This is a genomic window from Paraburkholderia phymatum STM815 (genome assembly GCF_000020045.1).
Classification (GTDB): Bacteria; Pseudomonadota; Gammaproteobacteria; order Burkholderiales; family Burkholderiaceae; genus Paraburkholderia; species Paraburkholderia phymatum.
The window spans coordinates 2032213-2054628 of the sequence record NC_010623.1 but is presented as its reverse complement, the minus strand read 5'-3'; the positions used below and the strand labels follow the sequence as shown (position 1 = coordinate 2054628).

At 57.8% G+C, this 22416-nt stretch carries 19 protein-coding genes, 2 pseudogenes and 1 other annotated feature; of the genes and pseudogenes, 12 read left to right on the top strand and 9 right to left on the bottom strand.

All coding sequences use genetic code 11. The annotated features are described in order from the left end of the window. Positions 1-37: 37 nt before the first annotated feature. Both BPHY_RS24875 and BPHY_RS24870 read left to right on the top strand, forming a co-directional pair. Positions 38-1525 carry a tyrosine-type recombinase/integrase gene (locus tag BPHY_RS24875; RefSeq protein ID WP_012404221.1) on the top strand — a complete coding sequence of 496 codons (1488 nt, stop codon included), beginning with the start codon at positions 38-40 and terminating at the stop codon, positions 1523-1525. A 26-nt stretch (positions 1526-1551) separates the two neighbouring features. Continuing rightward, positions 1552-2207 (top strand): annotated as a pseudogene (locus tag BPHY_RS24870) (MFS transporter); the annotation flags it as partial. 13 nt (positions 2208-2220) lie between these two features. Here BPHY_RS24870 and BPHY_RS24865 read toward each other — a convergent pair. From BPHY_RS24865 to BPHY_RS24860, 3 genes are all read right to left on the bottom strand, one after another. Then, positions 2221-2982 carry an ABC transporter ATP-binding protein gene (locus tag BPHY_RS24865; RefSeq protein WP_012404220.1) on the bottom strand — a complete coding sequence of 254 codons (762 nt, stop codon included), beginning with the start codon at positions 2980-2982 and terminating at the stop codon, positions 2221-2223. 155 nt (positions 2983-3137) lie between these two features. Continuing rightward, positions 3138-3521 carry a Mov34/MPN/PAD-1 family protein gene (locus tag BPHY_RS39850; protein ID WP_157686710.1) on the bottom strand — a complete coding sequence of 128 codons (384 nt, stop codon included), beginning with the start codon at positions 3519-3521 and terminating at the stop codon, positions 3138-3140. A gap of 127 nt (positions 3522-3648) precedes the next feature. Beyond that, positions 3649-4236 carry a lysozyme inhibitor LprI family protein gene (locus tag BPHY_RS24860; protein ID WP_083775897.1) on the bottom strand — a complete coding sequence of 196 codons (588 nt, stop codon included), beginning with the start codon at positions 4234-4236 and terminating at the stop codon, positions 3649-3651. Positions 4237-4390: 154 nt separating this feature from the next. On the opposite strand from BPHY_RS24860, the gene BPHY_RS24850 reads away from it, so the two are divergent. Further along, a protein-coding gene (locus BPHY_RS24850; protein WP_085965111.1) for an IS3-like element ISBph1 family transposase occupies positions 4391-5571 on the top strand; the annotation gives its coding sequence in 2 pieces (ribosomal slippage) (positions 4391-4643 and positions 4643-5571; 1182 coding nt in all). A 722-nt stretch (positions 5572-6293) separates the two neighbouring features. On the opposite strand, the gene BPHY_RS24845 is transcribed toward BPHY_RS24850, so the two are convergent. Then, the gene (locus BPHY_RS24845) at positions 6294-7610 is read right to left on the bottom strand and encodes an IS701 family transposase (RefSeq protein WP_041765374.1); all 1317 of its coding nucleotides are present in this window, start codon (positions 7608-7610) and stop codon (positions 6294-6296) included. Positions 7611-7781: 171 nt separating this feature from the next. On the opposite strand from BPHY_RS24845, the gene BPHY_RS24840 reads away from it, so the two are divergent. Further along, on the top strand, positions 7782-8888 hold the full coding sequence (locus BPHY_RS24840; RefSeq protein ID WP_012404216.1) for an IS5-like element ISBph2 family transposase: 1107 nt from the start codon (positions 7782-7784) through the stop codon (positions 8886-8888). Positions 8889-9170: 282 nt separating this feature from the next. Here the strand turns inward: BPHY_RS24840 and BPHY_RS41275 are convergent, their stop codons facing one another. Beyond that, positions 9171-9548, bottom strand: coding sequence for a hypothetical protein (locus BPHY_RS41275; protein ID WP_244257833.1), 378 nt, complete (start codon positions 9546-9548; stop codon positions 9171-9173). A gap of 200 nt (positions 9549-9748) precedes the next feature. Here BPHY_RS41275 and BPHY_RS24835 point away from each other — a divergent pair, with 200 nt between their 5' ends. Then, on the top strand, positions 9749-10774 hold the full coding sequence (locus tag BPHY_RS24835; RefSeq protein WP_012404214.1) for an IS110 family RNA-guided transposase: 1026 nt from the start codon (positions 9749-9751) through the stop codon (positions 10772-10774). Positions 10775-11107: 333 nt separating this feature from the next. On the opposite strand, the gene BPHY_RS24830 is transcribed toward BPHY_RS24835, so the two are convergent. Together BPHY_RS24830 and BPHY_RS24825 are read right to left on the bottom strand one after the other, a co-directional pair. Next, positions 11108-11914 (bottom strand): IS5 family transposase, encoded by an 807-nt coding sequence (locus BPHY_RS24830; RefSeq protein WP_041764721.1) that lies wholly within the window; start codon positions 11912-11914, stop codon positions 11108-11110. Between the two features lie 35 nt (positions 11915-11949). Next, positions 11950-12435, bottom strand: a pseudogene (locus BPHY_RS24825) (methyl-accepting chemotaxis protein); the annotation flags it as partial. A 785-nt stretch (positions 12436-13220) separates the two neighbouring features. Here BPHY_RS24825 and BPHY_RS24820 point away from each other — a divergent pair. Further along, positions 13221-15194: a PAS domain-containing protein gene (locus tag BPHY_RS24820; protein WP_083775895.1), complete on the top strand. Its 1974-nt coding sequence runs from the start codon at positions 13221-13223 to the stop codon at positions 15192-15194. Here BPHY_RS24820 and BPHY_RS24815 read toward each other — a convergent pair. Beyond that, positions 15186-16420 (bottom strand): IS3 family transposase gene (locus BPHY_RS24815; RefSeq protein ID WP_085965112.1). Its coding sequence is split into 2 segments (ribosomal slippage): positions 15186-16129 and positions 16129-16420, totalling 1236 coding nucleotides; the frame shifts between segments, so codons are not numbered across the junction. The genes BPHY_RS24820 and BPHY_RS24815 overlap by 9 nt on opposite strands. Beyond that, positions 16023-16139, bottom strand: a sequence feature (AL1L pseudoknot). Its footprint overlaps the gene before it by 117 nt. Here BPHY_RS24815 and BPHY_RS39845 point away from each other — a divergent pair. From BPHY_RS39845 to BPHY_RS43300, 6 genes are all read left to right on the top strand, one after another. Beyond that, positions 16401-16793: a sensor histidine kinase gene (locus tag BPHY_RS39845; RefSeq protein WP_157686708.1), complete on the top strand. Its 393-nt coding sequence runs from the start codon at positions 16401-16403 to the stop codon at positions 16791-16793. The genes BPHY_RS24815 and BPHY_RS39845 overlap by 20 nt on opposite strands. Before the next feature lie 123 nt (positions 16794-16916). Further along, entirely contained in the window at positions 16917-17924 is a 1008-nt protein-coding gene (locus BPHY_RS24805) for a LysR substrate-binding domain-containing protein (protein WP_012404210.1), read from the top strand. Positions 17925-18133: 209 nt separating this feature from the next. Continuing rightward, entirely contained in the window at positions 18134-19567 is a 1434-nt protein-coding gene (locus tag BPHY_RS24800; protein WP_012404209.1) for an aldehyde dehydrogenase family protein, read from the top strand. A 26-nt stretch (positions 19568-19593) separates the two neighbouring features. Further along, on the top strand, positions 19594-20346 hold the full coding sequence (locus BPHY_RS24795; protein ID WP_012404208.1) for an SDR family oxidoreductase: 753 nt from the start codon (positions 19594-19596) through the stop codon (positions 20344-20346). A gap of 272 nt (positions 20347-20618) precedes the next feature. Further along, on the top strand, positions 20619-21209 hold the full coding sequence (locus tag BPHY_RS44265; RefSeq protein ID WP_407671224.1) for an alpha/beta hydrolase fold domain-containing protein: 591 nt from the start codon (positions 20619-20621) through the stop codon (positions 21207-21209). Beyond that, entirely contained in the window at positions 21143-21532 is a 390-nt protein-coding gene (locus BPHY_RS43300) for an alpha/beta hydrolase (protein ID WP_244257832.1), read from the top strand. Before BPHY_RS44265 ends, BPHY_RS43300 begins: the two co-directional genes overlap by 67 nt. A gap of 64 nt (positions 21533-21596) precedes the next feature. Here BPHY_RS43300 and BPHY_RS24785 read toward each other — a convergent pair whose 3' ends face one another. Continuing rightward, on the bottom strand, positions 21597-22406 hold the full coding sequence (locus BPHY_RS24785; RefSeq protein ID WP_012404207.1) for an HpcH/HpaI aldolase/citrate lyase family protein: 810 nt from the start codon (positions 22404-22406) through the stop codon (positions 21597-21599). Positions 22407-22416 lie beyond the last annotated feature (10 nt).

Sequence of the window (22416 nt, the reverse complement as noted above, 5' to 3'; positions counted from 1 at the left end):
GCCGGGTGTGCGTGCGCACCTGTCACCGGAGACCGCAATGTCGCCTGCCGACTGGATCGACGTGCTCGCTGTTCCGCCCCGACCGTTGCCGGCCGGTATCGACGACGCCGTGCGCTACCTGTCCGACGCACTGAACGTCCCCGTCTACGAACGCTGGACGCCCGCCTCCCTGCTCAGGAAGTACGGATGCATGCAGGACGCGAGAGCTGGGCAACCCGAGGTCTATGCCCTGCTGCTGGCCGGCGGCCCCGTGGTGCAGTTCTGGGATGCGGGGCGGGTGCTGACCGTGCCCGCCGGGCGGGCTCCGCGCAGTGAGGTGGTCGTCGAGCGCCTGCTGCGCGTCCTGCGGGTTCGCTTTCGCTGCGTCAAGCCCCGCGCGCCGCAATGTGACCCTGAGCCCGTCGCCGGTCCGGCCCCGCACACGCGCGCAAAGGCCCTGGCCTCGCTTGACGGCGAACCGTGGCTCGCCGGCGCGGGACCTCTCGTTAATCTGGACCCGGCCTCGAACACCCTGGGCACCTTCGATGATGCGTCGGCGATCCGGCTTTTCCTGCGCGACCGGGCAGGTGCGTCCGTGCACACGAGACGCGGCTATATCGCGGAAATCCGGCGCCTGGTCAGGTGGTGCCAGGCAAACGATATTGCGGGCCCGCTGTCCGGGCTGTCGCGCGAGCACCTCGTCCGGTACCGGGATGACCTGTCCAACATGGGCGCACGCACCCCGCGCGCATCGCAAGTGCTCGGCGAACGCAGCCAGAAACGTGCACTCGCGGTCGTGCGCAGCGTCCTGAGTTATCTGTGGAGGACCGGTTACCTGACGGCGAACCCGGGCGCCGGTCTGGGCGACACGGCAGCCGCACGCGAAAAGTTCGCCCCCGATCGCATCCTCCCTGCCGGCGCCGTACACGCATGCGACAGCTGGTTGCGCGCCCGCCTGAACCCCGAAGGCCGGCCGATCGCCGTCATGCGACGCGCGGCCATCGTCGCGACCTACCGCTTTACCGGCATCCGCCTGGATGAACTGGCCTGGCACGACGGCTATCCCCGGGTGGTGACCGGCGACGATGGCTGGACGCTACAGGTCAGGGGGAAGGGGCGCCGGGAGCGGGCGGTGCCGCTCCCCGGTCCGTGCGTGATCTTTCTGCAGCAATATCGACAGGCGTGCGGACTGCCGCCTACCCCGCCCCCCCGGGAAAACCTGCCGCTCATCCGCGGACAGCGGCATGACGCGCTCGGCCCTTCGGGACTGTATCGCGAAGTCCGGGCGGCGTTTGCGGAAATGGCCGCCGCCGTGCCACCTACCGAGGCGACCACACGCCTGGCACTCCAGGAAGCATCGCCACACTGGCTGCGCCATCTGGTCGGCAAGACGCTCGTCGTCGATGCCAACGTTCCCCTGCCCGTCGCCCAGATGCTGCTCGGGCATCAGTCGGTGGCAACGACGGCCGGTTACGCCCGTGCCGATGCATCACAGCTTCGTCACGTGATGCAGCGCTGCTTTACGCTGACGTCCGATGCAGGATGAAGCCAACCTCAATTTCGGTATTTTGTTTCAACGCCACCTGTCGCAAGCGCACGATACGCGCTGCCTTGATCGGCAGCGCGTCGTCGTTCGGCTACAACGCGATCATCTTCGGCTTGCCTGTCATCACCACGAGGTTCTTCGCGCCAGGACCGCTGACGACGATCGTCGCCTCGCCCGCACTCAATCTGGCGTTTGCCTTCGTAGGCGGTCTGATCGGCGTACGCACTGCGCCCACGGTGGGCGCATGGAAGATGACGGTACTCGGGCATTCGCTGCAATTTGCCTCCCTGATCGGACTGGTGCTCATTGCAAGCCGAGCGGCGGCGCACCGGTGATCGTCGCCATCCTGCTGCGGGGCGGCTATCTGTTCGGGCAAGGCTTCGGACCTGGTTCCCATTCGATGACCTACGCGTCGATGAGCTATCCGACTTCGCTGCGAGGCATTGGCGTCGGGTTCAATCAGACGTTGGTGCGCACGGCATCGACGATTTCGCTGTTCCTGTTTCCCGTACTGGCAGCCACGCTTGGCAGCAAGGTGTTCTGGATTATCGCCATTGCGCCGCTGACGTCACTGCTGGTATTGCTGGCGATTCGCTGGGAGCCGTCGGGTTATGACATCGATGAAGAAGACTATCGTGATGCGAGTGCCGATGCGAACATCGGCCAGCGCGTAGGCGCCTGATGCTCGCACATCGTCACAAGACAGCAGTTATCGCGATACCTTCCAGAAGCGTGTCGCGCAGTGCATTCATCGCGGGGTCGCGCAGATCGCGCGGCCGCATCGCATCGATACGGACATCGCGTGCTATGCGGCTCGGCCGATCGTCGCCTGCGGGTGATAGCACGAGCACGCGATCCGAGAGATGCAATGCTTCATCCAGATCGTGCGTGGCGAGCAAAGCCGTCGTGCCGTGCGCCTGCGCCAACGCAAGCAATACGCGTTGAAGACGGGCACGTGTGATCGCATCGACGACGCTGAACGGTTCGTCGAGCAGGAGCAGATCGGGTTCGGCAAATAGTCCGCGCGCCAGTGCGACGCGTTGCGCCATGCCGCCGGACACCTGCATCGGCAACGCGTCACCAATGCCCGGCAAACCGACTTCAGCCAGCAGCGCATCGACACGTGGATCATTGCCTCGCCGCGATCCAGCGGCGAACGCGATGTTGTTCGCTACGCTGAGCCACGGCAACAGCCGCGGCTCCTGAACGATCATGCCAATGCGGTCAGAGGGGCCACGCTGCAATTGCCGCTCGAGCAACACCGAACCGTCCGTGCGCGCGTCGAGGCCCGCAATCGCCCGCAGCAGCGTGCTTTTACCACAGCCGGACTGCATGAAGTAGCTGCCCCCACCATCAGGATACCTCAGTAGTTCCGCAAAATCTTCTGCAACCTCGAGCCATAACTCGCCGTCGGGCGGCAAATGCATCCACGCGTTCAACGATTTGCCGACCGGCATCTTCCTGGCTGAGCGTCCACCTGGTTGGATTCGAACCAAATTTCGTTATTGCGTTACTCGCCACTTCGCCGCCGCCCCGTGTCAGATAATGTGTTCAATCCCGCATTTATATGCTAGCTGCCGTAGCGTTTCCACGAGTTTCTGCAGAACCGCGCTTATTGTTTGATTTCGTCGGATATTGCCTCGTGCAAGTCAACGCCATCGTCAACCCATACGCGCAAGCCGGCGGGTGGTTGCGCTGTTCCGACGATAACGAAGACAATGCCCGCGAGCTGCGGCCGTGCGGCAAGCGCATGCTCACGCGCCAATAGCCGATCTTCCGTTGACGGGCTAGGTGACGATTCTGGATGTATATGCCAAATACCAACGCAATGTAGCCCTTTCTTGAAGAGGGCCTCACGTTCAGACATCGCGCGCTCAGTGTTGAACGTCACCCGTGCCCAGGCAGCGCGTGTGGGTGCCAGGACCGTCGCCATTTCCACCTCGACGGTGTTAGCGGTAAGGTCTCTCGCGAATAACTGGCCGACGGACCATCCCATCACGTCAATTGCACAGCGGCCCGATGATCTTCCAGTCGGCGCCGCCTTTATTCAGCAGCCTGGCGCGAGACCCTAACCGCACCCTATCCTCTCGCACTCGGGACGGGGCGCGAGTTAGCGATTCACGTTAATTGGACTGCGCCATGTTTTGCTGGAGTCCCGACTTCAACACCTGCGTACGGTCAACCGTCATCTGCACTTCGCAATTGAGCTTTGCAGTTTGATAAGCGACTGAGTCCGATGCTCCAATATCGAGAGCCTTGATCTTGCAATCATTCTCGCGCTGAGCCAGCCAGAGACGCTGTTCCGGCAGCATGCTTTGGCGCCACTCTTTACTGCCAGCATTCCACACGACGTTGATTGCGTCGTTCGCGGCCTTGATATCAGCCTGCGCCTTCACGAGAGCGGCTTCTTGAGCTTCAGCTGCCTGCGCTTGAGCAATCTCGGCTTGTTGCTGCTGAGCCTGCAGGGCTTGCTGCTGTTGCGCATGCTGTTCGGCTGCCTTTTGCTTATCCAATGCACCATTTAACATCGATTGTTCGATAACCGTGGAAGCGAACGTGATCGCAGCACTGTTAGCTTGGGTGCTACCGTAGATTTTCTTCCCATCATCGGTCGGCTGAACGCTGTAATCAAGAGACGCCTTGACCGTATCTGCCTCGAAGTCGATGCCCGCCTGCAACGCGCCCTGATGGGAATTGTTCTGCGAAAGCATACTCCTTGTGGCATCCGCGTTGGCAATCACATCTGATGGCAATGTGAGCTTAAGCGACGACTGACAGAATTTTTTCGTACTGTTTGAGCTTCCCCTGAAATTTCGCCTTCCAGCAGGTCGCGTATAAACTCGACCCAAAGGAAGGAAAGAAAAGATGTTCAAGGTACCGCACCAGGTGTACACGGCAGAGTTCAAGGAAGCGGCCGTGCAACGAGTTAAGGACGGACAAAGCGTGAGCGCTGTGGCCCGTGAACTGGGCATGTCGATGCAGACACTGCGCAACTGGCTCAAAGCGTCGGAGGCCGGCAAGCTTAATGGCCCCGGGGCAAAGGTCGTCACGGCCGAACAGATGGAACTCTCGCGTCTGCGAGCGGAGAACAAGCGCTTGCAGATGGAGCTGGAAATCGCAAAAAAAGCGGCGGCGTTCTTCGCGAAGGACCTCCTGTGAAGTACGCCTGGATTGACACGCAGTGCCGGCAGTATCCTCTGTCGGTGCTGTGCGAGGTCCTTGCTGTAAGCATCAACGGCTATCGCGCCTGGAAGCGCGGCGGCACGCCTGAGCGACAGCGGCTGACTGATGCCCAGTTGCTCACGCTGATTCGAACGATTCATGCCAAGGTCAAAGGCGCTTACGGTTCGCCGCGCATGACCGACGAGGTGCGCTCTCGCGGCTTTCCGGCCAGCAAAGCACGTGTGGAGCGGCTGATGAGCGCCAACGGTATCCGAGCCCGTCACAAGCGCCGTTATCGGGTGACAACCGATTCCCGGCACAAGCTGCCGGTCGCACCGAACGTGTTGAATCGCGACTTCACGCCGGCCGAGCCCAACCAGGTGTTTACCTCGGATATCACGTACATCTGGACGGACGAAGGCTGGCTGTATCTGGCGGTCACTCTCGATCTGTTCAATCGCGAGGTCGTGGGCTGGTCCGTCAAGCCACGCATGACGGCGGACCTCGTGACCGACGCGCTGACGATGGCATGGTTCCGCCGCCGGCCCGCGCCTGGCACGCTGCATCATTCGGACAGAGGCAGTCAATACGCGAGCCACGACTTCCAGCGCAAGCTGACTTCGTACGGCATGCGATGCTCGATGAGCCGCAAAGGCAATTGCTGGGATAACGCGCCGACGGAAAGCTTCTTCAACAGCCTGAAGAACGAGCGGGTACACGGCACGAGGTATCGCACGCATCATGAAGCTGTAGCGGACTTGTTCGAATACATAGAAGTGTTTTATAACCGCAGTCGTCGTCATTCATCGCTCGGCTTCATGTCGCCAACTCAGTTCATGCAAAACTGGCTTGCGGCTCAGCGGACAAAGGATACGGCTGCATAACCCGGGGCCTCTGGAAGGCGAAAAACCGAGGGAAGCTCAGTTCGGATCGCTCTTGGTGGTGAGCACATCCTCGAGCTTGATTGAGATTTTCTCGACGGTTGCTGGATCGAGGCGCCATCCACATTCGCGATAGCATTCTGCTGAAACGCTGACGTCACCTCCTTGACGAGCTCATCCTTCAAGATTGACGTTACGACTGAAGTGGAAGATTCGTCGTTACAGGCAACTTCCTGCTTTTGCGAACATGCCGCGAGACTCAAAACAACGACCAACGGAACCAGCTTTTTCACGACCATTTGAGGCACTTCTTGAGCGGCTTTCTATCAACTGTCAATGTCCTCGCGTCCCCCGCTAAACGATTTTCGAATTGGTGCACGTCGGCGGCGACGTCTACTCTCGCTCGGGCGAGTCGTTCGTGACATGCACTTACGAGGCCCTGATATCCGCCGTAGAGGTCACGGGCTGGCAAACACTCAGGTTTTCCCGATTTGATTATGACGCTCGGTGGTGACTGCGACGGCGCACCATGCTTGTTGCCCAACCCTTCAACCATGACTATCCACCCAGGCACGCGCCCATTCAAGGCCCAGGTGTTGCGCAGTTTCCTCGTCGTCTAGTCTCACTGTGTCACAAAATCAGTTGCGCGCTCTATCGTTGTGCAGGAAGAGTGCCATCGTTGAATGAGTCTTTGTCCAAGCAGGATGCGCAACGTAGTAATGGAATCAGGAACGTGGCGCTGAGCGCGCTGGACTGCCCCGGGGGATGTAATCCGGGGGAAGGGCAGGCAGCGCGCGTTCAAGGAAGTTTTTTTTACCACGTCCATCTGATTGCATTTTGAGTCGCTGAGCCATCAGAAACCCGTACGCAGCGATACTCAGTGTGGCGTGATGGTGAAAGCCACGCCAGCCTCGCCCTTCATAATGACCGAGCCCGAGCTCCTGCTTCAGGTCCTGATAGTCGCGCTCGATGCGCCAGCGCATTTTGGTCACGAACACAAGCTGCTCGAGGGTCGCCTCCTCAGGTGCCGTAGTGAGAAAATATTTGAGCGGCTCCATATCGCCATCAGGCCATTCAATAAGCAGCCATTCCTCGTCGCGAACGGTACTTCGCCAATAGTCGTGATGTGCGGGACGGACCCGTACCGCGGCAAAACGTGAGGAAAGGGCTGCGTTGCTGCCTTCCCGCCAGGTTACGGTTTGCCAGGCGTTCATGGGTAATTGCATAGCCAGTTCCTTCACCACGAGCGGTTTATGGCCTGGCGCACGGCGCAACAATTTCGGTGGCTGACCGCGCCCACTCCAGGGTTTGGGCGGCAGCGGCGCCGTACCGGGCGCCCACACAGAGGTGCCCGGCCGGATCCCTACCGAATACAACAAACCCAGTTCAGTGACGCTTTCCCGGAAAGCGGTTTCGTCACCGTACCCGGCATCGGCAAGCACGATGCCCGGTGCAATGCCGGATGCTATAGCTTCGCGAAGTTGGGCCAGCGCAATCTGTGGCTTGGTCTCGAAGGTCAGGTCGTCAGGAATGCCTGCGCGACGCGCTCGTTCCCGGTCGTCAATCCATTCCTTGGGGACATACAGTTGCCAGGCAATCGGCAGGCTGCCGCGTTGCGTCGCGATCGACAGGCTCACGGCGATCTGGCAGTTATCCTGTTTCCCCAGTTGCCCACAGTATTGCCGCGCTACGCCGACCGAATGCCTGCCTTTCTTCGGGAAGCCCGTGTCGTCAATAATCCAGTAATAGCCAGACTCTTCGGCAGCGTGCAGGCCCAACGCGGGAATCACCCATTCGCGTACCCGCTGCAGGACCGCCCGGTCAGACCATTCTGCCTTGGCCACAAAATGGTGGAGTGACTGGTGTTTCGCACTCGCATGAAGTGGGTCAATATGCGCGGCCATTGGCTCGACGCTCTTGCGTGACAACGGCATGACCAGGCCCGAACAGTAACCCTTGAGGCCGGCATGGCGATCGGCATGCCCCAACGCCTGCGCCAGATGATTCAGGTACGCGTCAAATTCGTCGACGTCTTCTCTCATCATCGTCGCCCAAAGTTTGTATTATTCAATACTACCAGGTATCGCTTTGTGGCAAACATCTTTTATGACACAGTGAGACTAGCAGGCTGTTGAAATACCTCCCGCGCACGTCATCCGCGCGGGAGGGGTAAACGTTGAAATGAAGAATCGAACAACACTGAGACGGAAGCGATGCGCGGAGCGGACGGCTATACAGAATCGATGTTCACGATGTCCAGGCTCGATGACTTCGTTCCGGCCAATCACCCGTTGCGACCGATTCGGCTGTGGTTGAACGAAGCGCTCACTCGCATGGATTCGGTCTTTTCGCGCATGTACGAGAGCGACGCGAAGGGCGGACGCCCAAGTATCGCGCCGGAGAAGCTGATTCGCGCACTGCTGTTGCAAGTGCTGTATTCGATTCGCAGCGAACGCATGCTGATGGAGCAAATCTCCTACAACATGCTGTTCCGCTGGTTCGTCGGATTGGCGATGGACGATGTTGTTTGGGACCACTCCAGCTTCAGTAAGAACCGCGACCGACTGATGGCCCATGATGTCATGGTCAGTCTGTTCAATGAGACGGTCGAGACAGCACGCGTGCGTGGCCACCTGTCGGGCGAGCATTTCAGCGTCGACGGCACACTCATTCAGGCTTGGGCCGGACACAAGAGCTTTGTGCCGAAGGTGAAGTCGGATGACGACTCGCCGCCTGACGGCGGTGCCGGCTCTCACGAGAACTGGCATGGCGAGAAGCGTAGCAACGACACGCATGAATCCAGCACGGACAGTCAGGCCCGGCTGTTTCGCAAGAGTCGTGGCACGGGCGCGATGCTTTGCTACATGGGGCACGTGCTGACTGATAACCGACACGGCCTCGTGGTGAACGCACAGGTGACGCAGGCGAATGGCACAGCCGAGCGGGACACAGCAGCCGAAATGCTTGCGGACGCCGCGCAGTTTGCCGATACGTCGATTACGGTAGGTGCAGACAAGAACTACGACACGGCCGGCTTCGTGGCGACGTGCCGCGCACACGGCGTGACGCCACATGTTGCGCAAAACAATGGCCGCGCGGGTGGCTCCGCCATCGACGGACGCACAACGCGCTGGGCCGGCTATGCGGTCAGTCAGCGCAAGCGCAAATGCATTGAGCAGGTCTTTGGCTGGAGCAAGACGGTTGGAAGAATTCGGCAGGCGATGTTTCGGGGCCTGCAACGAGTTGACCAGATCTTCCTGTTGACTCAGGCGGCCTACAACCTGACTCGCATGCGCACGCTCGCCGCGAAAGCGGCATAGGAGCGACAGGCAGCGAGGGAATGGCATTGAATCCACTTGAATGAAAGGCTTCGAGCATTAAACCGACATCAATCAAATCGGCGCAGCGACTCAATGAAACGAAGTGCTCAAAGCCGACAAGGTGTTTTTCAACAGCCTGCTAGAACATCAAGCACATCCGACGCGGCTTGCCCGCGCGCGTCACAGTGCCGCTCGCAGCGAATTGCGGATGCTCAAGGATGTCCGGCAATTGTTCGATTGCATGTCCCCAGAGAGCATAGCCCCTGTAGTGCTCGGTCTGCATCAGCGTACGACGTCAACGCGTTCACGGCCGCCTTTCACGCGCAGAACGTTGCCCTCAGGGGTTATCTGACGAGGGATCTCGTCGAATGTTGGTGCTGCATACGCTGCGGACGCTGCTGCAGGGTGAGCTGGAGCTTGCCTGAAGTTCTCAGCGGATATCGCCGCGCGAGGCTTACCGTGTAATTGCGAAGCAGCGCCGTACACGCTCACCTGCCGCCGCTTTTCAGACCTGTGCCCAGACACCATCGCCTTCTTTGCATGCATCGGGGCCGCGCTGCGTGCCTCAGGTGGATTCCACACTTCAACATAGCGGCCGCCAGCAAGCGCAGGCCCCGCAAACGCAATTGCCAGCAGGCCGTAGATCAGTTGTTTTGCCAATTCCTTCTCCGTGCCGCGTTCCCAGGAAAACTGAGGCCCAGCTGTGCCGGTGCGCCATCTCCCTTGTGAGCCCGGGTAGCCCTGGTTAGAGAATGAAAGGGACTTCCCCGTCCCGAGGCTGCGGCGGAAGCCGCGAGTCGGCATCAATGTGCCAGGATGAAGTTGCGAACGTTCATCGACACCAGCGAGAGGGGAAGTCCATGCCTATTGTCACTATCGGAATCGATCTTGCCAAGAATGTATTCGCCGTTCACGGCGTGAACGAGGCCGGCAAAGCGATGCTGGTCAAGCCACGTGTTCCGCGCGATCAACTGGCGATGTTGATTGCGCAGTTGCCGCCGTGCGTCATCGGCATGGAGGCCTGCTCCGGTGCGCATCACTGGGCACGCCTGTTCCAGCAGCATGGCCATACGGTCAAGCTCATGGCGCCCAACCTTGTGGCACCTTATCGCATGTCCGGCAGGCGCGGCAAGAACGACGCGGCGGATGCTGCTGCGATCTGCGAAGCGGTGACGCGCCCAAGCATGCGTTTTGTGCCGCTGAAGGACGAACATCAGCAGGCAACGCTTTGCCTGCATCGGACACGACAAGGTTTCGTTGAAGAGCGGACCGCGACCTACAACCGGTTGCGAGGCCTGCTCTCGGAATTCGGCGTGGTGCTGCCTCAGAGCCCGGAGAAGCTGCGCAGACACATCACAGAACATCTGGACACGTTGCCTGGCTGGGCGAAGCGCAGCATCAGCGATCTGCTTGAGCATGCTGGCCATATCGAGGATCGCCTGCTCGAATACGACCGTGCGATCGCTGAGATCGCGCGTGAGGATGCGCGCAGCAAGAGACTGATGCAGTTGCGCGGCATCGGCCCAACCACGGCCAGTGCGTTGCTCGCCAGTATCGGTGCTGGGCACGACTTCAAAAACGGCCGGCAGGTGGCAGCCTGGATCGGACTCACGCCCGGTCAATACAGCAGTGGCGGCAAGGCCCGGCTGGGCAGCATCACGAAGGCAGGTGACGCCTATCTGCGCGGCCTGCTGGTCAACGGTGCGCGCGCCGTTATTGCCAATCTCGGCGAGAAACAGGATCGCTTCAGCCGCTGGGCTCGAACCCTGATCGAGCGACGGGGCTACTGGCGGGCGGCCATCGCGATCGCCGCAAAGAACGCGAGGTTGGCGTGGGCCATGCTGAAATATGGCCATGACTTCAAGCTCGAACCAGTTGCAGACTGAGTTCGATTCGGGGCTATCGATCAACCGGCAACTGGACACGAGCGCGAACATCATGAGCACATAGATTTGATCACTTTGCACTGCCAGCGGTGATGTGAAGCGGGTTGGACCCGCGCGGGGCATACCTGGCTAACACGGCGGGGATATCCAGTCCCGGCTAGAGAATGAGGCCTCCGCGCGCGTCTTTCATCAGGGTCCGGGCCATGAGCCCAACATGACCGGTTGTAGAACTGCAGTCCTTCACCTTCTCACACGCACCGGCGCGGCATTGCAGTACGTATCAACAGCGAACTTCGTTTGAGCTTGTACTCAACGGGGAGCCCTTGTAGGGTGTTAGGCACTTTTGTTAAGGGCTGCAAAGTGGACAAGCATAAGCACGGAGAATACGACGAAGTGCAAACCAGCCAGGGTTTCGGGCAATCGCTCGTAGTCTCTGGCCAGTCGGCGGAAGCGGTTGAGCCATCCGAAGCTGCGCTCGACCACCCAGCGGCGCGGCAACAGCACGAAGCCCTTTTTCGCCTCCGACAGCTTGATTACCTGAAGCTCGATTCCTTCGTCCAGTGCCGCCTGCGCGGGATCTTCGCCGGTGTATCCCTGATCGGCGAACGCCACCTTGACCGTCTGGCCCGTGGCCTGCTGAACCAGACGCGCCAGTTCTCCGACCTGCGCGCGCTCCTGTTCGTTGGCCGGCGTAACATGCACAGCAATCAATTGCCCCAAGGTATCGACCGCCATGTGGACCTTGCTACCGCGTTTGCGTTTGTAGCCGTCGTAACCGGCGCGAGGTCCACTCTCGCAGGTCGATTGCAGGGTCCGTCCGTCGAGAATGACAGCGCTGGGTTGACCACGACGCTCCTGCGCGATCCGGATGATCGAACGCAGGTCATTCACCATGGCCTCGAAACAGCCGGCCTGAATCCAGCGTTGCGTCTGCTGGTAGACCAGTTCCCAAGGTGGAAAGTCGTTGGGCAACAAACGCCACGGTGCACCCGCGCGTACGATCCAGCGCAGCGCATTGAACATCTCGCGCAGTTCGTAGCGACGCTGCGGTGCGTCCTTGTTCATCAAGGTCAGGTACGGAGCGGCGAAATACCACTCTTCATCCGATACATCCGTTGGGTATGACCTGCGTTTTTTCATCTCGCCAGGATACCAGGTCCGACAAAAAGTGCCTTTCATTCTCTAGACACTAAAAAAGTTTCCAGCAGCTTCGCTGATTGCTCCTCAAGCGCTTGCGCCACTGCGGCGGCTTGTTCGACGAGTGCCGCATTCTGCTGGGTCACGTCGTCCATTTGAGTCGCGGCGAGACCATTCTGATCGATGCCCTCGCTTTGCCCTTCGGAGGCCACAGTGATTTCCCCGACAATATCGGCAACCTGTCTGATGGCCCGCTGGACTTGCCCGATGGTAACGCGCACTTCATTCGCCTGTCGCGAGCCACCCTGAATCATAGCTGCCGACGTACCGATCAGAACCTTGATCTCTCGCGCGGCAGTTGCGGAACGTTGGGCGAGACTGCGAACCTCGCTGGCGACCACCGCGAAGCCGCGGCCCTGCTCGCCCGCGCGCGCCTCTTCCACGGCGGCATTGAGCGCGAGGATGTTGGCTTGAAATGCGATTCCCTCGATGACACCCGTAATCTTGCGAATCTTGCTGGAACTGCAACATGGGGAGTAGATGAAAAATGCAACGCAACGGTATGTTTAATCTCTCTTGACGTCGGGGGGAGGGCGCTACCCTCGCCCTAACGTTCCGCCCCGGGATACCCAACTCGCGTGGTCGATGGTGGTCGGCTTGCTGGCGCTGAGCGTAGCATCGCCGAACCATTCGTATCGGAGTCGCGAGCCATCATAGCGTGAACGTTGCAAGCTATGAGGAGACTTGCACCACGTGCGGTGCTCGCGGTGCATCAGTCCGCGGCGCTAGCCTAAGCACTCGCAATCAGTAATTGCAACGAGTTCTAATGCCATAGGGCGCGATGCTGTCTTCGAGTGTGACTGTGCCTCTTGACACGTCAGTCAGTTCATTCATACTGACTTTGTGGTCATTTTTTGTGATTGATAAGTCTTATTTTTGCAACACGAAACGCATCGACCAGCGCCTCAAAGACACACAATCCGATTTGACTATAACAGTAAGCGCTCAATACAGATCACATGCATTGGACTGGTCAAGTTAGCCCGCTTCTTACCTGATGCTTGATCGAGCCGTCTATCGGCCAGAGGATGCAGAAGAACGTCCTGTCGAGTCATTAGAACACTTAGCATAAGACTCGCTCGTCGAGCGTGTAATCAAAGCTTCGTGCCATGAGGAGCCAGAAAGGCATCCCATGATTCGGATGAAGCAGAAAGGAGTTGCTAACGATGACCTGACTCGTCGACTGTCTAGTGTGCGACGTTCTGCCTTTCGGTAGGTAGGCTTATGAAACAAATCCAGGTGAGTTCGAGTGAGGCAAACAACGACCGCGGCACAGCATGAGCAGCGCGAGCAACATGACAGTCTCAGAGCCGAACTCGATACGCTCAGAGGGATCATAGCTGCACAACACGCGTTGCTTCAGGCTAGAAATCTCACGTTTAATCATACGGATGTAGCTGCATATCTAATCAAACAGGACGGACGATTGTTATACGCCTCCGACGAGGCTCATCGCGCCCTTGGGTACAGTGCGTTGGAATTTGAAACGCTACGCTTCGAAGATATCGATCTGGATTGGACCGGCGAGACGTGGCGACGGGGATGGCAACGACTGCGTGAACACGGCGCTCTTTGTATTCAGACCACACATCGGCGAAAAGATAGCAGCGCATTTTGCGTCCAAATGAATTGCTGCTTACTAGAATGCGGAAGCAGTAGCTACTGCTTGGTGTTGGCAAGCGAAGTCACGAATCGCACCGATACACCTACCGGCTCAAGTGAAAGAGAAGGTATATCCCGCAGCCGTTCCCAAGACTATATAGCCCGCTACGACCGCCAATTCCGTCGCATCTACGCTAATCCAGCGCTATTAGCCGCCTTTAGCAATCGAGCCGAAAGCGTGCTCGGTACGACACCGTCCGAACTGTCATTGTTCCTAGACCCATCTGAATACATGGTCCTTTTAGACGAGGTGATGGAGTCCGGCATTGAAGTGGTCAAGGAGATGAGATGCAGAGATCGAACTGGACGAGTTCGGTGGGGACACATGCGTCTCATTCCGGAGTTCGACGCGATGCGTAATGTGGTCGGGGTGCTAACAATCTATCGAGACATCGACGGACTCAAGCGCAGTGAAGAGTTGTTTCGAACACTAGCAGAGAACTTTCCAGATCAGATCGTTCGCTTTGATAGTCGATGCCGGTGTCTCTACGTCAATATAGCTGCATCCCGGTTCTTCAAGATTCCACAAGAAGAGTTCTTTGGCAAGTGTCCGAGCGAGGTTGCATTACTTGCCGAGACGACACTGGCGGAACGCGGCGAGGACATGATCCGGAGCGTAATTGAGACCGGATGCGCTTGTACAACGGAAATTGATTGGCAAAGCCTCTACGGTGATCGAAAATTCGAAGTCCGACTGATCCCTGAGAAGGAAAGCGACGGCCGTGTGACGAACGTGCTTTGGATTGCGCGTGACGTTACCAAGCTTCGAGCAACTGAACTCGCCCTACTGGAGAGCGAGCGCGCTTTCCGAACTTTGGTTGAAAACTCCCCCGATCCGATCATTAGATACGATCTGCGGGGATTGAGGCTGTATGTCAATCCAAAATTCGAATCCATGTTCGGTATAAACAGTCGCGACATTCTGGTTGAGCATATATATAGCGCATGTGAAGAATCGAAAGTGGTTCAACGAAGACTTGATCATATTCTCGAAAATACGGTAAAAAATAACGAAAAATCGAATCTTGAGCTCATTTTTACATTTGAAGGAAAGAAACGGTACTGGCATGCATACGTTTCTCCAGAGCGCGGCACAGATGGAGTCATCAGCAGTGTACTGATGGTGTGGCGCGACATCACCGAGCGGAAAGAGTCCGAATCTAGATTGCGCGATTCGTATCGCAAACTACGTGAACTTGCCGCGTGGCGCGAAACGGCTCGCGAGGAAGATCGTAGACGCATTGCGCGTGAACTTCATGACGAACTCGGTCAATATTTGACCACATTGAGAATGCGACTATCAGCTGTGCGGATCAATCTCGGATCGAACAATGAAGATTTGGCGACGGAGCTATTAGAAATAGTTTCGATTTCCGACAAAACAATACAAGTTATGCGAGATGTAGTAACTTCGTTGCGCCCAGCTGCAATTGATTTTGGTATCGTCGGCGCACTCCAGTGGTTGATAACTCAGTTTTCAAAAAACAGTGGTATCTTGTGCAACCTCCGCCTACCACATGAACCGCCCCGGGAATCGTGGAGGCTGGTTGGTTTAAGTTAATACGGGTTCAGCGGCAGCTGTTTCAAGTTGCCGATAGTAGTTTGCCTCAGCTTCGGCGGGCGGGATATAGCCGAGGGGTTCCATCAATCGATGATGATTGAACCAGGCCACCCACTCCAGCGTTGCCAGTTCAACGGATTCCCGCGTTTTCCAGGTGCGGCGATGAATCAGTTCAGCCTTGTACAAGCCGTTGATCGTTTCAGCCAAGGCGTTGTCATAGCTGTCGCCCCGGCTGCCGACCGACGGTTCGATGCCCGCTTCGGCCAGCCGTTCGCTATAGCGAATGCTGACGTATTGGGACCCTCTGTCCGAATGGTGTATCAAGGTCCCGTCGTCGCCCGGGCGTCGCGCGTAAAGCGCCTGTTCAAGTGCATCCGGAACGAAGTCCGTGGTCATCGAGGTGCTGACGCGCCAGCCGACAATACGGCGAGCGAACACGTCGATCACGAAGGCTACGTACAGCCAGCCCTGCCACGTCGAAACGTAGGTGAAATCCGAAACCCAGAGCTGGTTCGGCCGTGCCGCCTTGAACTGGCGATTGACCCGATCCAGTGGGCGCGGGGCTATGGCATCAGGAACAGTCGTGCGAACACGCTTGCCTCGCATCACGCCGCGCAAACCCAGTTGCTTCATCAACCGTTCGACCGTGCAGCGCGCCACCGCGATACGCTCCCGGTTCATCTGCTTCCAGACTTTATCGGCGCCGTAGACCTGCATGTTGGCCCGCCACACGCGCTCGATCTCCGGCCGCAGACGTTCATCGCGGATTGCGCGAACAGAGCGCCGCGACGGATCACGAAGCTGCGCGGCATGGCGTCGGTAGCCCGACGGGGCAATCCGCAAGACCTTGCAGATCGGCTCGACCCCGAAGGTGTCGCGATGCTGATCGATAAAGGCCTTCAGGACTTGAAACGGCGGTCGAGCTCCGCCTGGGCGAAAAACGCGCTCGCGACCTTGAGGATCTCGTTGGCACGACGTAACTCCTTGACTTCGCGCTCCAGGGCCTTGAGGCGCTCGCGCTCGTCTGAGGTCACGCCATCGCGCTCACCGTGGTCGACCTGGTCGCGCTTGACCCACTCGTGCAGTGTCTGCGGTGTGCAGCCGATCATCGGCGCAATCGATTCGACCGCCGCCCACATCGACGGATGTTCGCTACGCTGCTCGCGCACCAGACGCACTGCGCGCTCCCGGACTTCCGGCGAAAACTTGGTTACCTTCTTGTTCATGGCTCCATTCTCTCAAGAGTTGGAGCCTCCACAAAATCCGGGGCGGTTCACACAAGATGATGTAGGACTCGAAGAGGATCGCTCCGTTGCATTGTTTCGCGTGACTCAGGAGGCCCTGACCAACATTGTCCGTCATGCGAGCGCCCGTAGCGTCACAATCTCCTTGGAGATTGAAAACAACGATTGTTTTCTTGAAGTTCAAGATGACGGTCGAGGATTTGATCCGGAAACTATTCAGAGAAACTCGTTCGGCATCTTAGGTATGAGAGAGCGAGTTGTCATGCTCGGAGGAGAGATTTTGGTGAAGAGCTCACTTGGTTTTGGAACGACGATTCGTGTACGTGTGCCTTTAACGCAATCACCTCGTGGATAACGGGAGAACTCCCTCGATTTATGGTCTAGCTGATTGAATAGATAGATCTTCGAGAAAATCTCGGACGATAGAGGAGTATCCTATAGTCATGAACTTTGGCGATCGTAAAACAGGAAAGCTTCCATGGATGTCCGGCAACTGAAATACTTCGTAACCATTGTGGATTCCTGCAGTCTTTCGAAAGCGGCGGAACGCTTATTTGTGGCTCAACCATCCTTGAGCCAACAGATACTAAACCTCGAGGCGGAATTGAAAGCGCAGTTGCTTATCCGAAGTCCACAAGGGGTTGCGCCCACAGAGGCGGGAAAAGCACTTTATCGGCTCTCGCGTGATGTCTTGCGTCGGATGGACCAAATCCGTCAAGAGGTGCAGGATGGGGGAGGGAGCGAATCCGGTACCGTCGCGATAGGCTTTCCGACTACCATTGCGTCCGTGCTCGCCGCACCGCTTTTCCAGCGAGTTCGGCAGAAGTATCCCGGCATCCGCCTACAGATTTTTGAAAGCATGAGCGGATACATCACTGAGCTTCTTGCCAACGGCCGGCTTGATCTCGCCATCCTCTTTCGTGACACTGAAAGCCTGGGGGTATCCGTCCACCCGCTATTTGACGAAGACTTGTATGTGGTCGGACATCCCGTCTCTAAGCTCTGTGTGGACGACGAGGTGTGCCCACTGAAGTTTCTCGGCAACGTTCCATTGGTCACTCCCGGTCCGACGAACGGACTTCGCCTGCTTATCGAGCGAACTTTCTCTCGCGCTGACGTAGACCTGAATATCGTAGCTGACATTGATTCGCTGCCGACAATGCTCGATATTGCAGAGTCCGGCGTCGCATGCACAGTGCTCCCGGCATCAGCGTTGGCGCGTCGGCATTTTAATAATCGCCCCCCTATCAGAAAGATCGTTGACCCTGGGATGAATCGTCCAGCTAGTCTGTGTTGGAACAACGCGGTCCCCACGATTGCTGCCACCCAGGTCGTTCGGTCTGCGATGATTGAACTTATTGCTGAATTACATGGCGCCGGTGAATGGCAAGGGATAAAAATCCGGCTGCCGGTCGTGGAGTCTGCATTAGAGTCGGAGGACAACAAAGTGGCCGAACGAAAAGTTCGAAGAAAATCCGAAATCTAGTTCGCAGACTTCCGGACATTAGGGTTGCCTCCGCATCCCGTATCAATTGCGGGGGCAGCCGCTGGTATAGATTAAAACTATATCGGGGAGACTAAATACATATTTCTCCAGTATTGCCCCCAAGCGTACAGTTGCCTGAACTGCTCCCAAAGGCGTTGGCAGAAGCCCAGCGCCAACTGTAGGACGACATTAAAGGCACGGAGACGAGCATGGGTACGATTTACATCAACGGAAACTGGGTTGAAGCGGTCGATGGCGAGACCATCGATGTAATCAATCCCTCCAACGGCGAAAAATTCACTACCATCAGCCGCGGCAGAGCGGAAGATGTAAGCCAGGCAGTGCGCGCCGCGAATCAGGCGCTCGAGGGCAGGTGGGGACAAATGACCGCAACGGAGCGCGGACGCCTGCTTTGCCGACTGGGACAATTGATTCTCGACAATGCGGAGGAACTTGCCCAGATCGAGGCCCGAGACACGGGAAAGCCACTCACCGTAGCTCGCAACGACGTGAAGGTAGTTGCGCGTTATTTCGAGTTCTACGGTACAGCGGCCGACAAGATCCATGGTCAGACGGTTCCATACCTTGACGGCTTCAACGTAAGCATTCTTCGCGTCCCGCATGGTGTTACAGCACACATCATCCCTTGGAATTACCCGGCACAGATGCTCGGTCGTACGATTGCGCCCGCGCTGGCCATGGGCAATGCGGCGGTGCTCAAACCATCGGAGGATGCATGCCTGAGCAGCATTCGAATTGCTCAACTGTTCGAAGAAGCTGGCTTCCCTGCCGGCTCGTTCAACCTAGTCACGGGTTATGGTCACGAAGCTGGAGCCGCCCTCACCGCCCACCCGCAAATCAATTTCGCAACGTTTACTGGCTCACCCGAAGTCGGTGTACTGGTCCAAGAAGCTACCGCTCGCAACCACGTTCCGTGTGTCCTCGAGCTTGGCGGGAAGTCACCCCAGATTGTGTTCAACGATGCGGATCTCGAAAAGGCAGCCCCGCAAATCGTGAAAGCGATCGTTCAGAACGCGGGTCAAACATGTTCCGCGGGAAGCCGTCTTCTGATCCAGGAAGACATTTACGACAAGTTCATCGCTAAGGTGGCACGCCTGTTCAATGAGGTTCGCGTGGGAACACCGGAGATGGATCTGGATTGCGGACCTATCGTAAGTGCGAAACAGCGGAAGCGGGTTCAAGGTTTCATCGACGATGCCGTCGCTTCTGGCGTACCGCTCCTCGCGCAAGGCACGGTCGCGAAAGACGCTCCGTCAGGGGGATACTTTGTTGCTCCTGTTCTCTTTGGCAACGTACCCCGCGCGCACCGGCTCGCATGCAATGAAGTGTTCGGGCCTGTATTGTCGGCGATGACCTTCTCCGACGAGTCAGACGCCATCGCGCTGGCGAACGCAACCGAGTTTGGCCTGGCTGCTGGCGTATGGACCGAGAACGGAAGCCGCCAAGCCCGGCTGGCACGCAAGATTATTGCAGGTCAGATATTCATCAATTGCTACGGCGCAGGCGGTGGAGTGGAGCTACCGTTTGGAGGTATGAAGAAGAGCGGACACGGGCGCGAAAAGGGCTTTCTCGCCCTCGAAGAAATGAGCACTACCAAGACTGTAGCGCAGTACTTCAATTGATTTTCACTAGATAGCGGAGACAGAGAATGGGGGCTTTGCAGGGCAAGATTGCAATCGTTACGGGCGCTGCGAGTGGTTTCGGCGCTCAAATTGCTCGACGCTACGTCGAGCAAGGTGCACAGGTCGTCATTGCGGACCTGAACGTCGCTGCGGGCGAGATGCTCGCAGCAGAACTCGGCGACAATGCTACTGCCATTTTGTGCGATGTTACGAAATCGATTGATATCACCGCTGCGGTTCGGACCTGTGTCGAGACGTTTGGCGTGCCTGACGTCGTTGTGAACAACGCTGGCACGACTCACCGGAATCAGCCAATGCTCGGCGTTGACGAAGAGACCTTCGACCGCATTTACGCTGTCAATATCAAGTCCATCTATCACATGGCGCATGCAGTGGTGCCACTGATGCGCGAACGCAAGAAGGGGGTCATTCTCAACGTGGGTTCTGTTGCCGGCATTCGTCCCCGACCTGGTCTGACCTGGTACAACGGCTCCAAAGGCGCGGTCAACATGCTGTCGAAGTCTATGGCGGTCGAACTCGCACCCGATAACATCCGCGTGAATGCTATCTGCCCCGTTATGGGGGCCACCGCGCTGCTCGAACACTTTATGGGCGTACCGGATACACCTGAGAATCGCGCTCGATTTATCGCATCAATTCCACTTGGACGTCTCTGCGAGCCAGATGACGTGGCGCAGGTTGCGGTCTTTCTGGCTACCGACGGAGCGGCATACCTGACAGGGCTCGAAGTCCCCGTCGACGGTGGTCGCACGATCTAGGCAACGACCTTATGCCGGATTGTATTTGCCGCTGTGCGGCGCATCGTTTACCTAAAGCCGAATGGGATGCGTCGCAGGCGTTCTGTACCGTAGCCGCATCGCTGGCCTCGTGCTGCAGTGACATCAAAGAATGTCACGACTCCAATTCAGAGCGTCGTTCTTAGAATGCGCTGCAATTCTTCCACTACACGCTCCTCGAGTACCTCCTTCGCTAGGTCAAACCTACGAACTCGAGCAAAGGGATACCGCAGAGCCCGAGTTCAGGAGCCGCCATGCCAAGTCAGGAATTTCGTGATTTCAATGCTCGATTGTTCGCCCACCCGGCCTCTTTCGAAACCATAAAAGATCCGGTGAAGCTGCGCGAGGCATTCGCCGCTATGAACGGCGAACCCACCGTGTGCCCAGACGTGACAATCGCGTCTGTCGATGCGAACGGCGTCCCAGGCGAATGGGTCGAGATAGCCGGTAGTGACCCGTCGCGCGTCGTTCTCTTCCTGCACGGGGGTGGTTATATGTTCGGCTCGACCGCGACACATCGCCCTCTAGTCGTCGCACTATCGCGTGAAACGAGGGTCCGGGGTTTCTCCATCGACTATCGCCTTGCGCCCGAACACCCCTTCCCCGCCGCGGTAGAGGATGCGGTCCGAGGCTATCAGTGGCTGCTCGCGCAGCGCATAGATCCGGCCCGGATTGTGATCGCCGGCGACTCTGCGGGGGGTGGTCTCACAGTGGCGACCCTCGTGTCCTTGCGAGATCAGGGTCTGCCACTGCCTGCAGCAGGCAGCAGGCAGCAGGAGTGTGCCTGTCACCTTGGACCGACCTCGCATTGCAAGGCGAGTCGCAGAAGACCAGGGCCAGCGTAGATCCATTCATTAGCGAGGCGCTTTGCGCGTCGAATGTGCGCCACTATATTGGCATTGCCGGGAATCCATACAACCCTCTGGCGTCGCCACTCTATGCCGACTTAAGGGGACTGCCGCCGCTTTTGGTACTCGTCGGCACCGCGGAGGTGCTCATGGATGACTCGATCCGTCTTGTGGAGAAAGCCCGGCAGGCGCAGGTCGAAGTTGATCTGATCATCGGGGAGCAGATGATCCATGTTTGGCCGTTCTCTTCGGACGAATTCCCTGAAGCGCGTGAAGCAGTGGTACAGATCGCCAATTACATTCGCAAGATATTGAAGTGAAGTGGGTTAGAAAAGAAAGATGCCACCGTTAAGGAATGGCGATGGCATACCTACGTGAGCCCGGCTAAGTAGTGATTCCTGCGCTCTCAAAGATGTCGCGAGCCTTTAAGACGACAGGTACATCGACCATCTTCCCGTCAACGACAGTCACCGCTCCTTTACTTACGTTCACAGCTGTGAGCACCCGGTTCGCCCAATCAACCTCCTCTGTACTCGGCTGGAACGCCGCATGGACATGTGGCACCTGCTTTGGGTGGATACAAAGCTTCCCTCTGAAACCGAGGTTCCGGGCACGTAGCGTCTCCTGACGCAACAGATCACCGTCGTCGAGCGAAGCGGTTACGCCATCTACAGGCGCTGCTATGCCCGCCAGGCGAGATACCAGCGTCAACTGCGACCTGAAGTACACAAGTTCGTCGCCATCGCCGCGTATACCTGTGTCGACCTGAAAGTCCAAGGTTCCGAAAACCAAGCGCTCGACCCTTGGCGTGCAAGCAATCTGTTGGAGGTTCGCGAAACCACGCGCCGATTCGATCAACGGCAGTATCACGGCCTCGTCTGACAGTTCCTTTGAGATCTTAACGAGCGCGGCACTCTCTTCCGCTTTTGGGACGACGATACCAAGGAGACCTGGGCATTTCATCAGATTGGTAACGTCGTTCTGATACCACTCGGTACCTCTCGCATTGATGCGGACGTACGCCCGGCCGCCCGCGTTCAGCCACGACGTGACAGTGTCACGTGCTTCAACCTTCAAGTCCGTGGCGACTGCGTCCTCGAGGTCAAGTATCACGGCATCCGTGCCGGAAGCGTACGCTTTTTCAAAGCGTTCGGGGCGGTTGCCAGGAACAAAGAGATAGCTTCTTGCTGCCATAATGGTTTTC

Excerpts from the sequence above, each read along its gene's own strand:
- BPHY_RS24875 (WP_012404221.1), top strand. The coding sequence starts at position 38 with ATGTCGCCTGCCGACTGGATCGACGTGCTCGCTGTTCCGCCCCGACCG.
- BPHY_RS24865 (WP_012404220.1), bottom strand. The coding sequence starts at position 2,982 with ATGCCGGTCGGCAAATCGTTGAACGCGTGGATGCATTTGCCGCCCGAC.
- BPHY_RS39850 (WP_157686710.1), bottom strand. The coding sequence starts at position 3,521 with ATGGGATGGTCCGTCGGCCAGTTATTCGCGAGAGACCTTACCGCTAAC.
- BPHY_RS24860 (WP_083775897.1), bottom strand. The coding sequence starts at position 4,236 with ATGCTTTCGCAGAACAATTCCCATCAGGGCGCGTTGCAGGCGGGCATC.
- BPHY_RS24845 (WP_041765374.1), bottom strand. The coding sequence starts at position 7,610 with ATGAGAGAAGACGTCGACGAATTTGACGCGTACCTGAATCATCTGGCG.
- BPHY_RS24840 (WP_012404216.1), top strand. The coding sequence starts at position 7,782 with ATGCGCGGAGCGGACGGCTATACAGAATCGATGTTCACGATGTCCAGG.
- BPHY_RS24835 (WP_012404214.1), top strand. The coding sequence starts at position 9,749 with ATGCCTATTGTCACTATCGGAATCGATCTTGCCAAGAATGTATTCGCC.
- BPHY_RS24830 (WP_041764721.1), bottom strand. The coding sequence starts at position 11,914 with ATGAAAAAACGCAGGTCATACCCAACGGATGTATCGGATGAAGAGTGG.
- BPHY_RS24805 (WP_012404210.1), top strand. The coding sequence starts at position 16,917 with ATGGATGTCCGGCAACTGAAATACTTCGTAACCATTGTGGATTCCTGC.
- BPHY_RS24800 (WP_012404209.1), top strand. The coding sequence starts at position 18,134 with ATGGGTACGATTTACATCAACGGAAACTGGGTTGAAGCGGTCGATGGC.
- BPHY_RS24795 (WP_012404208.1), top strand. The coding sequence starts at position 19,594 with ATGGGGGCTTTGCAGGGCAAGATTGCAATCGTTACGGGCGCTGCGAGT.
- BPHY_RS44265 (WP_407671224.1), top strand. The coding sequence starts at position 20,619 with ATGCCAAGTCAGGAATTTCGTGATTTCAATGCTCGATTGTTCGCCCAC.
- BPHY_RS24785 (WP_012404207.1), bottom strand. The coding sequence starts at position 22,406 with ATGGCAGCAAGAAGCTATCTCTTTGTTCCTGGCAACCGCCCCGAACGC.